The sequence below is a fragment of the Rheinheimera baltica DSM 14885 genome (assembly GCF_000425345.1).
Classification (GTDB): domain Bacteria; phylum Pseudomonadota; class Gammaproteobacteria; order Enterobacterales; family Alteromonadaceae; genus Alishewanella; species Alishewanella baltica.
Genome location: NZ_AUDG01000034.1, coordinates 31,145 through 44,930, shown reverse-complemented (window position 1 = coordinate 44,930; position 13,786 = coordinate 31,145). Strand labels below are relative to the sequence as shown.

Below are 13,786 nucleotides of genomic sequence, written 5' to 3'. Positions count from 1 at the left end.
ATAGGCGCAACACTCGATACGGGTGGTCAGTTACACCTTACCCGACAGGGACTTACACCCTGCAAGATGCATCAAGCTTTGCTTGACGCACTAACGCCACCACTTTTGCCATTCGCAATAGTTCAGAGTCACAGTTACCGATAATCTCCGCACCAATTAGCGGGTGTCGCTGCATGTCGCGAAACTCTTCTGGGGTAAGCTTGCCTGGCTTGAGCAAAATACTGTCGGCGATGCCTATTTTGCCAATATCATGCATGGGTGCGGCATGCAGTAAATCTTCAGCATGTTGTGCAGATAAACCATAAGCGCTCGCCAGGACTTGAGCGTAATGGCTCATTCGCATAACGTGTAGCCCTGTTTCGTTATCTTTATACTCTGCCGCGCGGCCAAGCCGCTGGATAACCTGTAGCCGGGTTTGTTTTAGTTCATCCGCACGCACCAATGATAAATGCGTTTTGACTCTGGCGCGTACAATAGCCGGCGAAATGGGCTTGGCAATATAATCTACTGCGCCCACCTCAAAGCCTTTTGCTTCATCCACTTCGTCTTTTAATGCGGTAACAAAAATAACTGGCAATCGCTGTGTAGCAGGATCGGCTTTTAACCGGGCGCAAACGTCATAGCCCGTCATACCCGGCATCATTACATCGAGTAAAATAAGATCAGGTTGCTGTTGCTGTATCAATTGCAACGCTTCTTCACCACTTTTGGCAAATAACAACCGATACTCGTCTTGCAACACCGTCCGCAGCACGCGCAAGTTGGTGGGCTCATCGTCTACCAGCAGTAGGGTTTGCTTCTCGGCCATCGGTGTTATCCTGCGTTTATCCGCTGTTGTATTTGATTTAGGGTTGCCATAGCGCTGGCAAAGTCAAATTCGTTTACTGCATCATCGTTTACTGCATCAAGCAAAGATAGGATCAGTGTTTCATGTATTCCAGTATAACGTTCTAACTGTGCCAGTACGCTGTCATTAATTTCATGTCTTTGCAGGGCCTGAGATAAAGGGCTAAGCAAAGCTGCAAGGGCGACATCATCGAGCGGTTGCAACGTCTTTGTTGAAACACTGTCTGGTTGTTGCTGCAACTGTTGGCAAGCTGCCAGGTGTTCAGGCCAGCTTTGCAATATTTGTTGCAGCGTGTTTTCTGCGCGATCTTGCTGCTGCTGACGAGCTGCCTGCTCTAACTCACCACACAGTTTGCTTAATTGCTCCAGCGCCAAATTAGCACTCACCCCTTTGATAGCATGCGCCGCTTTTTGTAATTCATCTAATTGAGCTGCTTTCAGGTTTACTGCCGCTTGCGCCAACACGGGCTCTTGCTGCTGTAAAAACTGTTCCAGTTGGGGCAGGTAATGCGTAAGCGAGCCCCACAACAGCAACGCTTTGGACAAATTGAGTACTTGCAGTGGCTGAGCCTCTGCGGCTATAACCGAGGGTAGCGCACCAACATCTAAATCCAATACGCGGGCAATTTCTGCACTTAACATTTCAAAATCAACGGGTTTACTGGCAAACCCCTGCATACCGGCTTCTTTAGCTGCCTCTTTATCTTCATCCAGCACACTTGCGGTCAGTGCGATAATGGCCAACGGCTCTCGCGGTAGTGACTGCTCCCACTGCCGAATCAACTTGCAGGCTTGTAAACCGTCCATTACTGGCATTTGAATGTCCATCAACACCACATCAAACGGTTGTTGCTGCACCGCTACAAGCGCTTGCCCGCCATCTGATACAGCCACCACTTTGTGTCAGGCACGCTCCAACAACAGCTGTAATAATTCTAAATTTTGCGGTATATCATCCGCTATTAACACCGACAACGGCGGTAATGCACACGCATGATCAATATTGCGTTGTGGTAGTGCTGTGCCCGGTTTAAGTGGCAAGGTAAAGCTAAAGCAGCTACCAACACCTTCTGTACTTTGCACACTAATATGGCCACCCATCAATTCAACAAGCTGCTTACTTATGGTGGTGCCAAGACCAGTGCCACCGAAGCGACGGCTCATCGACGCATCAGCCTGGGTGAAGGCATCAAAAATGTACGGCAAACGTTGTGGTGAAATACCAATGCCGCTGTCAATAATGCTAAATGTGAGTTCAGATGGCGCATCAAGCTGCACTTTCACCGTTACACTGCCCTGCTCGGTAAATTTAATCGCATTACCCAACAGGTTTGTTAACACCTGACGCAACCTATCTGGCGCGCCGTAGTAAAACTCAGCCGCGGCAGCATCTAGCTCTAACGTGAGTTGTAATTGTTTCTTACGGGCCTGCAACCACAAGGTAGACACCACAGTATCCAACAGCGCCGGTAAAGAAAAATCAGCATATTCCAACTCAACTTTGCCTTTTTCCAGCTTGGCACTATCAAGAATGTCGTTAAGCAGATGCAATAAGGAACGGGCGGCACTATGAATAGTTTGCAGGTGTTTTTGTTGCTGTTCGGGCAAACCGGATGACAACATTAAATCACTAAAACCAATAATCGCATTCATCGGCGTGCGAATTTCGTGACTCATATTGGCAAGAAAAGCTGAACGGGCTTCAGCAGCTTGTTCTGCAATGTTTTTAGCCTGAACCAACTCTTGCTCCATCTGCTTACGAGCACTGATATCCATTAAGAAACCGTCCAGCCAAACGACATCGCCCGTATCCGTTTTTATCGCTTCGCCATGCTCTAAAATCCAGCGCCAACTGCCGTCTTTGTGACGTATACGGTACTCAACCGTAAAGCTGCCTTGATACAAGTCTAACTGGGTGGTTGTGGCTTTATCAGCCTGATGAACTAAATCAGACCAGCTACGCTGCGCCGATGGCAGCATAAAATCACTCGCCGGATAGCCTGACAACCACTCCACTGCATCACTTATAAACAGCATGTCCCAGCTGTCATTGAACAAACAGCGGTAGGCTGCGCCGGGTATATTACCGATGAGAGAGCGGAACTTAGCCTCATTTTCACGCAGCGCCGTTTCCATTTGCAACCGTGCGCTAATGTCAGTGATAAAGGCGACAAAAATATCCTCTTCTGCCAATTTGGCATGTCCAATTGCCAGGCGTATTGGTACGGTATAACCATTCTTATGAAGAGCATCCTCATCGCGACCCACACCAATAATCTTAGCAATGCCGGTACGTAAATAATTTTGCAGATAAGAGTCGTGTTCTGAACGAATAAGTGCAGGAGTCAGGATGTTAACGTTTTTCTGCAGTAACTCTGACTCTTTCCAGCCAAGAATTTTTTCAGCCGCTTTATTAATGCCCTGAATCAAGCCTTTGCTGCTAATGGTAACAATGCCGTCAACGGCAGTATCCATCATCGCCAGCAGCCGGGTTTCATTAGCCTTAACCTGCTGATTAAGCTCACGATATTTCAGCAGTAAATTTAGCACGACCACTAATCCGGTAATCAATAGCGTGGTAAAAGCTACACCCAGCGCCAATAGCCAGGAAATATCGCTGCTGTCATTTGTTGCAGTAAACCCCTGTGGTGGCACAAAACGCGCGGCTGCCATGCCGGTATAATGCATACCGCTTATTGCGGCGCCCATTACCAGACTGCTTATTAGGGTAAGCCAATGCGGCCGCAAGTTAAAACGACGCAAACCAAAGCGCACCCACAGTGCCACAATAGCCAGCACTACCGCCACGACAATCGATAAGGAAAATATGAGTAAATCGTACCGCAGCGCAACCGACATCTGCATAGCCGCCATGCCCATATAATGCATAGTGCCAATACCCGCACCAACTAATACGCCACCAATTAGCAATTGCATGCGATGCAAATGCTTTTTACTAATCAGCTCCAATGCCACCCAAGATGCAGCAATACTGGGCAACATAGATAAAAAAGTTAGTCCGGGGTGATACTCAACGCTGGTGCACAACGCAAACGCTAACATGCCAATAAAGTGCATAGACCAGACACCACCACCTAAGGCAATACTGCCACTGCCCAGCATCAACATTCTTATGTTTTTATTCTTAACACTTATCGCTTGCGCAGTAACATGGATTGCAATAGCTGAGGAAAAAACAGCAATCAAAAATGATAGCAGTACCAAACCAGGGTCATAACTACCTGCAAGCAACATAGGATCGGCCGGATATTCAAACCACTGACGTAACCAGTTCATCATCCTACCTCTTAACTGCATATGCTTTGTACAAATGTTAACAGAGTACAACTGTGCAAGGCTATGCTTGAAGCGATATCGTTGTCACTTTCGCCACTTAATAACACTAAATTAGCAATTGGCATAGTTTCTGCTTTATTTTTCACATTAAAATACATCCTCAACGTGGACAGATTTTGATGTCAATGTCAGTAAAGCTTATTAATGGTTATCAGCAACAATATCAGCAGCGAGTGCAATCTGAGCAAACGGCAAATGACATCTCGCACCGGCAAGAACTTGCCGCTACGGCACAATCAACGGTAAAACCGGCAACACGACCACCTGCGCAACAGATAGACAAAGACAGCGCAAACCAAGACGCTTTTTTAACCAGCCTAATGGACCAGATGCTGGCTAACCGTTTAGGATTAGATAGACAAAAGTATAATGAAATACTATTGCAAATTGAAAAAGCTATGGCTGAAAAAGACAGTCTGACTCAACTACCGCCAAGCTCGGAGCGTGATAATAAAATAACTGCGCTGGATGCCAAAATAGACCAATTTGGCGAAGCACTACAAGGATTGATAGAAGCAGCCAATGGCAATCGTGAACGCCAAGAACAAGAGAAGCAGGGTAAATCTGCTGTACAGCAATATCAAATAACTATGCACCCTACTAAAATCAACACATTGTCTCTGCGTAATTGATCAGCGTTGCCCTTAGTTTGCAGCTTTTTTGCTACTTCGTTTGGCAGTGTTGCTCAACACCAATTCAGGTGGCAATGTGAACGAGAAGCTACTACCTTTGCCCGGCTCGCTGAAAATCATTAACCGGCTGTTGTGGCGCGATAATACGTGCTTAACAATCGCCAAGCCAAGGCCTGTGCCGCCGGTATTGCGTGCGCGTGCTTCATCAACACGATAAAAACGTTCGGTGAGCCGTTTAACATGTTGCGGCGCGATCCCCGGCCCATTGTCATTTACCGCAAATACCGCTTTTTTGTGCTGACGCTGCCAGCTGATCTGAATGTCGCCGCCATTTTGCGTGTACTTAATTGCGTTAATAACCAGGTTTGAAAATGCACTGCGCAGCTCTTCTGTAACACCCGTCACTTTTAACTCAGCGTCAATATCAAACGTTAAATTATGTTGTTTATCACGATTTAACGCCTGCGCTTCTTGCTCTAATTTATGCAACATGGCTGGCACGTCGACTGCATCATCAAAATGTACCCGCGCCGAGGCTTCAATGCGGGATAAGGTAAGTAACTGTTGTACCAAAGCATCCATGCGTTTAGTTTGATCAAGCATCACGTTATGGGCTTTTTTCCACATTAGTTTGTCAGGCAGGTTCTCATCGTCCATCACCTCCAGGTAGCCTTGCAAAACAGTAAGCGGCGTGCGCAGTTCATGAGACACATTAGCGACAAAATCTTTACGAATTTGCTCCAGCTGTTTTAGCTGAGTAACATCGCGTACGATCAACAAATACTGTTCAATACCGTACGGCATAATATTAAATTCCAGTGTGAGCTGGTCGTTCACCGGTGACGGTAACTCTATAGGTATGTCAAACTGAGCGGCATGAAGATAGTTTAAAAAGTCGGGGTGTCGAATAAGGTTGTCCAAACGCAAGCCTTCATCTGCCGGCCAATGCAAGCCAACCAGAATTTGTGCCAGCTTATTGCTCCAGATAATAGACCAATCATCGCGCAGCACTACGACTGCTTCTGGCAATGCTTCTGCGCCATCGCGAAAACGCCTAACCACATTACGCAACTCACGGCGCTTGCGTCTGTCGCGCCGTTGCAGGTAATAAATACCTTCGAATAAATGACCCCAAATACCCTCACTAATGGGCGGGGACAATTTACGGTCACGCCATAACCATTTATCCATTAAAAATAAATGGTGATAATGCCAAAGCAATAACGCAACGGTGAATATAAGCAATGCCAGCAGTAAACTGTTGGAAATTAGCCCCACCAGAGCAATAAAACAGTAAAAAAGGAAGAGTCTGGTGTATACCTTCCTTTTTGATAGCAGCTGGCGCATAGCAGTGGCAATTAACCTTACTTAGCAGAAAAACGGTAGCCGGAGCCACGCACGGTTTGCACTAATCTATCATGACCGGCGATAGAAATCGCTTTACGTAAGCGGCGGATATGCACATCCACTGTACGGTCTTCTACGTAAACATTCGTGCCCCATACGTGGTCCAATAGCTGTTCCCGGCTATATACCCGTTCTGGGTGTGTCATAAAGAAATGCAGCAAACGAAATTCTGTCGGCCCCATATCCAGCGCTTGCTCTTGCGCCATAACGCGATGTGACACTGGGTCCAGTTTCAAACCCTGCACTTCAATGACTTCGTCCAGGCTGGTCGGCGATACACGGCGAATTACCGCCTTAATACGCGCCATGAGCTCTTTCGGTGAAAACGGCTTGGTGACGTAATCGTCAGCGCCTACTTCTAAACCCCGTACTTTATCTTCTTCTTCACCGCGCGCCGTAATCATAATAATGGGAATATTACGCGTCAGTTCATGCTGCTTCATTTTTTTCGCTACCTGAATGCCGCTACCACCGGGCAACATCCAATCCAGCAACACTAAGTCAGGATAGGGTTCCATTAAAGCATTAACAGCAGAATCGTAATCTTCTGCCGTTGTGGCTTGATAACCATTTTGCTCCAACACAAAACACAACATATCGCGAATCGGCGCTTCGTCTTCAACTACCAGGATTTTTCTTGCCATAGCACTCACCACATTCTGTTTTCCGACTTGGATGCCGGGCTACTGTAACTATTTACTGCGCAAAGTATTGCTGCAGTTTATGACATTTTTATGAAAACGTAAGGTTAATCTTTTTTTGGCCTGCACCCAAAATAAAAACACACATTTACGCAACATCATTTACCAGATTTAAACCTTTGCAGGCCGCTAATTTATGACAGTACAGTGAACTTTTTTTGACACACCACGCTGCAACCCCAGTCTTATCAAGGGTAAACATGACTGTTATGTTACAGCCACATCAATGTAATAAAAGCGTCATTTCTCTGCGTTAGGGTGCGTGCAACTTATTCGCACGACCTAAAACAACTCAACGGAGAGATGGTAATGGCTTTACGCAAACTGTTAAAACTAAGCGCAATAGCGTCAGCGGTAGCGCTGGCTGGCTGTGGTGGTGACTTAGTCATTAATGCTGGTTCTGGCAGCGACGGTGGAGATAACGGCGGTGGTACGCCACCAGTAACCAGTAAGTGCCCTAGCTTTGCAACAGAAGGTGCTAGCCTGGCCGGTGTAAGTAAAGCCGTTTGTGAAGTTACCGGTACCATTACCAGCGACACGCGGTTAACAGCTGACATCGCCTGGTCGTTAAACGGTAAAGTTACGGTAGGTAATGACAACAGCAACAGCGCTACGCTGACAATTGAACCAGGTACTTATGTATACGGTAAAAGTGGTGCTGATTATCTGGTTGTTGCCCGCGGCTCAAAAATTCAGGCAGTAGGTACTGAAACTGCGCCAATCGTGATGACATCAGTAAACGATATGCTGGGATTATCTGACGAAGAGTCATCTGCAGAGTGGGGTGGCCTGGTAATACTGGGTAAAGCACCTACTAATAAATGTGATCAGGCTAATTTAGCCAGCTGTCAGGTAGAAGCTGAAGGTGAAGCCGGCCCATACGGCGGTGATAACCCGGATGATAACAGCGGTGCGTTGAAATATGTTCAAGTGCGTTATGCCGGTTTCGAAGTTATTCCGGACAATGAATTAAACGGCATCACCTTTGCGGGTGTTGGTCGTGGCACTACCGTTGAATACATTCAGGTACACAATAACCTGGATGACGGCGTTGAGTTTTTCGGCGGTACGGTTGATGCCAAGTATGTGGTATTAACCGGCAACCGCGACGACTCTTTAGACTGGGCAGATGGCTGGACTGGCCGTATGCAACACGTACTTATTCGTCATAACCCAAATAACAGCAAAGCCAACCGCGCCATTGAAGCGGATAACCAGTCTGGCAACTTCACAGCTGAGCCGGTAAGTAAGCCACAAATCGCTAACGTAACGATTATTGGTAACGACTTTGACGGCGAAGACGACTCAGAGGGTGTGTTGTTACGCGCAGGTACCGCTGGCGAACTGTACAACATGATCATCACCGGCTCTGCTGGCATGGGTGAGTGTTTTGAAATCAATAGCGATGAGTCGGTTACCAACACCGGTAATGGCGAAATCGTGTTTCGCAACTCTATTATCGATTGTGCTGAGCCGTTTAAAAATAGCGTAGATGGCAACAATAACGTGACGCTGGATGCGGGCGTTTGGTTCCGTGCACAACCGGGCAACATGGTAACCGATGCCTTGCTGGGCGGTTATATCCCCGCACCAAACTCACCGGCGCTGGGTAACGGTTACAACGTAGCAAACAATGTAGACAGCTGGTTTGATAACGTTGACTACGTGGGGGCTTTCAATGGCACAACAGACTGGACTGAAGGTTGGACAGTAGGTATTCACCCAGAAGACGACTTAGCGGCCTGCCCTGCCGGCACCAGCGAAGTTAACAGCTTGTCTGGCCGGTTAAATTGTCAATTAAGCGGTGATATTACCTCAAATGTTACCCTGCTAGCGGGTGCTGACTACGTATTAAATGGCCGGGTACGCGTGGGGATAGATAACACCACTGCCGCCACCTTAACAGTACAACCTGGCGTGCGCATTTACGGTAAATCTGGTGCAGATTTCCTGGTTGTTACCCGTGGTTCAAAAATTGAAGCTAACGGCACTGCTGCTAACCCAATCGTCATGACATCAGTACAGGACATCATTGGTTCACCTACCGCTGCCGGACAATGGGGTGGTTTAGTGTTACTGGGTAAGGCACCAACAAACAAATGTGACCAAGCTGATTTAGCTAACTGCCAGGTAGCCGCAGAAGGTGACGCAGGTAACTACGGTGGTGCTAACCCGGCTGACAACAGCGGCACATTGAATTATGTCGTAGTAAAACATGCTGGTTTTGAAGTTATTCCTGACAATGAGTTAAACGGTATTACCTTCGCAGGTGTGGGTTCAGGCACTAAGTGCTCAAACATTCAGGTTCACCAGAACGTGGATGACGGTATCGAAATGTTCGGTGGCAGCGTGAGCTGTAAAAACGTGGTGTTAACCGCCAACGGTGATGACTCAGTTGACTGGGCTGACGGTTGGAACGGTAAGTTACAGTTCGTACTGGTTAAGCATGCAGCTGATGGCGCTAAAGCCAACCGCGGCATTGAAGGTGACAACCAGTCAGGTAACTTTACAGCACTGCCTGTTTCTAACCCAATGATTTCTAACATGACCATTATCGGTAACACCTTTGACGGTGATGATGATTCTGAAGGCTTACTGTTACGTGCTGGTACCAATGCCCAGCTGGCAAACTTTGTGGTAACTGGCCCAACCGGCATGGGTGAATGTTTAGAATTCGACTCGGCAGAAACCAAGGCACTGGCAGCAGCCGGCACCTTAACCATGACTCACTCTGTGATTGCCTGCCCTGAAGCCTTTAAAGGTGACTTAGGCAACGGCACAACCACAGAACAGTGGTTCTTAGCACAAACAGGCAACAGCACCGCAGCCAGTATGTCAGACGTAGTAGATGGTATTTTTACCATCGACACCACCACGCCAAAAGACATGTCAGCGCAAGACAGCTTTTTTGAAGCAGTTGATTTTATCGGTGCCATTAAAGCTGGCAACGATTGGACTGCAGGCTGGGCTGTTGGCTTAGACGACTAAGCCATATCAACACTGCCGGTGCGAGCTGGCAGTGTTTTTTTTATTTCACCAGGTTAAGCGCCGCGTTGCCGCTTAACGCTACGCAGATGTAACAGAATTAAGCTGATAGGACAAAGTTCAGATGAGCAGCATGCAAAAGTTTAATTTCAGTCGTGTTGGCCGCAGTGTGTTGCTGGCCCTGAGCACGGCAACCGCCTTGGTGTCATTGGGCGCCGTCGCGCAAGACGCCACTGAGCCAGCACCACAGAGTGAAGCCGATGTTGAACGTATTTCTGTATCCGGCCGTCTGATGAGCTCAGCCGCCTCTGCAGCCGCAGAGCGCCGCGAACAACCTTATGTTGCCGAACTCCTGGGTATGGAGCAAATTTCACGCGCTGGTGACAGTAATGCCGCCACCGCACTACGTCGTGTAACCGGCCTGACGCTGGTTAAAGACAAATTTATTTATGTACGCGGGTTAGGTGAGCGCTACTCCAGCACCTTACTCAATGGCGCTCAGGTGCCAAGCCCGGATCCTACGCGTAATGTTATTCCACTGGACATGTTTCCCGCCGGCATTATTGAAAGTTTGGTAGTACAAAAAGCGTATTCGCCTGAATTACCCGCGGCCTTTGGTGGTGGTAACGTTAATATCCGCACTACGGCAATTCCATTGCAAACCAGCTTTAACGTCGCCGTTGGCACAGGCTATAGCAGCCTGAATAGCGACGATGGTTTTGATTATGCAGGTGGTGGTGATGATTGGCGCGGCAAAGATGATGGCCGTCGTAGTATTTCACCTGAACTGGCTGCAGCGCAGCAGCAATACGGCATATTAACACCGGTTAATATTGCCGAAGCCCTTGGAGGCATCAATGCGGGCAACCTGGCACAGGCTGAAACCATAGTCCGTGAACTTGGCACCGCGTTTAACCGCGATGTTGATGTTAGCCGTGACAGCGTAAAACCAGATTTTGATGGCAGTGTGTCTTTTGGTAGTCGCTTTGATTTAGCGAAAAATGTAGTGTTTGGCGTAATGACGGGCCTGAGCTATGACCGTTCAACGCAGAATATCGAAGAGCAAGAGCGTTACTACTCTGTATCAGGCGACAGTCTGGTGCCACTTAACCGTTATGACGATATCAAAGGCACAGAACATCAGATCAAAATGTCTGGCATGTTGAACTTTGGTTTAGAGCTTGGTGTTGATCACCGTATAGAAAGCTCAACCATTTACCTTAGCGATACCAAAGACGAAGTTAAAATAAAGAACGGCGATAGTATAGAAACCATCAACGAAAACAACCGTTCAAACACTGATACCAGCATCACGTATGAAGAGCGCACCATGCTCAGCAATCAATTACGTGGCCGACACAACTTTCCATACTTAATGGACTTAGCCTTAGACTGGCAGTACACCGACGCAAAAGCACGCCGCTATGCGCCGGGAGAAATTGAGTATCGTTATCTGAACGAAACGCAGAGCGATGGCTCGGTATTCTCATTTTTGCGTCGTAACCAAAATGCGGTGAACTACAGTTTCGGTGATATGAAAGATAACACTGAAAACCTAAGCTGGAACGCCAAACTGCCGCTAACATTGGGCAAAGCAGAAATGACGTTAAGCGGCGGTTATGCCTACTTTGAACGTAGCCGCAATGCGCAAACTGACCGTTTTAACTTTGACACTGTCGGATACAGCCTGGAGCAGTTATCGGGCAGCTTCTCAGAGATATTCTCAGACAGCAATATTTTAGATGCCGCAAATGGCTTTAAAATATCAAACGTGACAACACAGGCCGACGATTATCTGGCTGCGCAAATGATTGACGCCGGTTACGCTGCGCTGGAAGTAAACTACGATTACAAATTCCGCCTGAATCTGGGCGTACGCTATGAAGACTTTAAACAAATTTCACTGCCACTAACCGCAGAAGGTGAGTTAAGCGGTGAAGTTACCGATTCGGTGCTGCTGGAAGATGGTTTTTATCCGGCCTTGTCGCTTACCTGGTTTGTTACTGATGACTTACAAGCCCGCTTTGGTTACAGCCAAACGGTAGTTCGCCCTGACTTACGTGAAGTTACGCCAGTACTTTATGTCGACCCATTAACTGATTTTAAAGTAACTGGTTTCTCTGGCTTACAAAGCACTGATATTAACAGTGCTGACGTGCGATTAGAGTGGTACTACGATAACAGCAATTACAGTCTGGGTTTATTTTACAAAGATTTAAAAAACCCAATAGAAGCTGTAGAGTTGTCGGGCTCAGACGGTAACCTGTTAATGTCGTTCCGTAATGCACAAGATGGCAAAGTCTATGGTGCTGAAGCTGAATTCCTGCAACAACTGGACATGTTTGGCGGCGACTTTGGTCAGCTGGCAAATAACTTCTTTGTTGCCGGTAACCTGACGGTAAGTGAATCAGAAATCAATATACAGCGCTTTCCTGGCGCAAACCTGACTAACCTTAAACGCAGTTTAAGCGGTCACTCTAAGTATGTTGCTAACCTGCAGTTAGGTTTTGATTCAGACAACAACCAGCATAATGCAACGTTAACCTATAACGTATTTGGTAAACGTATTGCATTCGCCGGTGTGAATGACAAAGATGACGCCTTTGAGCAGCCGTTCCACTCATTGGATTTCACCTACAGCTACATGCCGCAGGAAAGTATGACGGTAAAACTGGGGCTGAAAAACTTACTGGACGAAGACGTGGAAATTTTGCAGCAGGGTGAAGTGCTGCAAAAGCGTATTGAAGGCCAGAGTTACAGTTTAAGTTTCTCGTATAAGTACTAACACCGATTAACCAAATAAAAAAAACGCCGGTCAATGACCGGCGTTTTTTATTAATTCATTTAATTAAGCATTAAAACTTGTGCTCTAAACCCACGGCTAGATAGTCTTTATCTAAGGCTTCGTCGAAATCAAAGCTAGAATACCAAGCAAATACTTTGGTGTTTTTGCCCAGTTTGTAGTCCACGCCGGCGCTAAAACCGTTGTCATCTTCCATCACCTGATATTGGCCTTTAAGTTCAGCCTTACCCATAGGGTAAGCAACGCTCACCAAATAACCATCGCGTTCAACTGTGGTGCTGGTTGATTCCTGTGTTTGGTACATAGCACCTAATTTAAAACCAGCCACTTTGACCTGACCACTAGCCCGCACAGTATCATAACCATTTACTTCTGCGTCATACGCCAGCGCTGCATAAACGTTGCTGTTTTTTAAACCGTCGTCACCATACATCAGCGCCGCTGAAATACCATCTTCTCCAGCCTGACTATCTTCAACTACATAGGTCACCTGAGCACTAAAGCCAGAAAATGATGGCGTAAAGTAACTGATAGAGTTACTCACACGGTTTTCGCCTTTCCACAGCACTTTTACATCGGCTTCGTAATCATTAAACAGGTCAATCTTACCTTGCGACATTTTAAGGGCAGAATCATGGCGCCCAACACGCACTTCACCAAAACTGCCAGCCAAACCAAGATATTGATTACGTGCTTTGATATTTTTCTCATTTGCTTCATCTGAAGGATCAACTTCCCATTCCAGCTGATACGTCACACTTAAGCCATCTTCAAGTGCATAATCACCTTTGAGGCCAAAACGTGAGGCATTACTTTTCAGTTCGGTAAAGCGGCCTTCGCCATCATCACTAGATTGTGCAGTAACATTAATTTTGCCGTACACTTCCAACTCTTTCGCTTGTAATGTGCTTGTACTGGCCAACGCTACCGCTAAAACTAAAATTGATTTCTTCATATTCTGCACCTGAGTAATTACCGTTATTCGTTGTGGCCGTTTACGACCTATGCTGTTGATGACCGCGCCATAATATGGCTAATTTATGACACTAAAATGA

At 47.0% G+C, this 13,786-nt stretch carries 9 protein-coding genes; 3 read left to right on the top strand and 6 right to left on the bottom strand.

All coding sequences use genetic code 11. The features are described 5' to 3' along the window. Positions 1-52 precede the first annotated feature (52 nt). From H595_RS22255 to H595_RS22250, 3 genes are read right to left on the bottom strand one after another with little or no spacing between them, the layout of a single operon-like run. On the bottom strand, positions 53-808 hold the full coding sequence (locus tag H595_RS22255; protein WP_205623219.1) for a response regulator: 756 nt from the start codon (positions 806-808) through the stop codon (positions 53-55). A gap of 5 nt (positions 809-813) precedes the next feature. After that, on the bottom strand, positions 814-1,743 hold the full coding sequence (locus H595_RS24405) for a response regulator (RefSeq protein ID WP_205623218.1): 930 nt from the start codon (positions 1,741-1,743) through the stop codon (positions 814-816). A gap of 6 nt (positions 1,744-1,749) precedes the next feature. Continuing rightward, complete coding sequence (locus H595_RS22250; RefSeq protein WP_205623217.1) at positions 1,750-4,146, bottom strand: MHYT domain-containing protein; 2,397 nt, start codon at positions 4,144-4,146, stop codon at positions 1,750-1,752. A gap of 176 nt (positions 4,147-4,322) precedes the next feature. Here H595_RS22250 and H595_RS0112230 point away from each other — a divergent pair, with 176 nt between their 5' ends. After that, positions 4,323-4,835, top strand: coding sequence for a hypothetical protein (locus tag H595_RS0112230; protein WP_027671477.1), 513 nt, complete (start codon positions 4,323-4,325; stop codon positions 4,833-4,835). Between the two features lie 12 nt (positions 4,836-4,847). Here H595_RS0112230 and phoR read toward each other — a convergent pair whose 3' ends face one another. Both phoR and phoB read right to left on the bottom strand, forming a co-directional pair. Beyond that, positions 4,848-6,182 carry a phosphate regulon sensor histidine kinase PhoR gene (phoR, locus tag H595_RS0112225; RefSeq protein WP_027671476.1) on the bottom strand — a complete coding sequence of 445 codons (1,335 nt, stop codon included), beginning with the start codon at positions 6,180-6,182 and terminating at the stop codon, positions 4,848-4,850. A 17-nt stretch (positions 6,183-6,199) separates the two neighbouring features. After that, a complete protein-coding gene (gene phoB / locus H595_RS0112220) occupies positions 6,200-6,886 on the bottom strand; it encodes a phosphate regulon transcriptional regulator PhoB (protein WP_027671475.1) in 687 nt (228 codons plus the stop codon). Positions 6,887-7,252: 366 nt separating this feature from the next. Between phoB and H595_RS0112210 the strand changes: the two genes are divergently transcribed. Together H595_RS0112210 and H595_RS0112205 are read left to right on the top strand one after the other, a co-directional pair. Continuing rightward, positions 7,253-9,931: a hypothetical protein gene (locus H595_RS0112210; RefSeq protein WP_027671474.1), complete on the top strand. Its 2,679-nt coding sequence runs from the start codon at positions 7,253-7,255 to the stop codon at positions 9,929-9,931. 130 nt (positions 9,932-10,061) lie between these two features. Continuing rightward, a complete protein-coding gene (locus H595_RS0112205) occupies positions 10,062-12,713 on the top strand; it encodes a TonB-dependent receptor domain-containing protein (protein ID WP_240474882.1) in 2,652 nt (883 codons plus the stop codon). Positions 12,714-12,783: 70 nt separating this feature from the next. Here the strand turns inward: H595_RS0112205 and H595_RS0112200 are convergent, their stop codons facing one another. Beyond that, positions 12,784-13,686 (bottom strand): porin, encoded by a 903-nt coding sequence (locus H595_RS0112200; RefSeq protein ID WP_037054680.1) that lies wholly within the window; start codon positions 13,684-13,686, stop codon positions 12,784-12,786. Between the last annotated feature and the right edge of the window lie 100 nt (positions 13,687-13,786).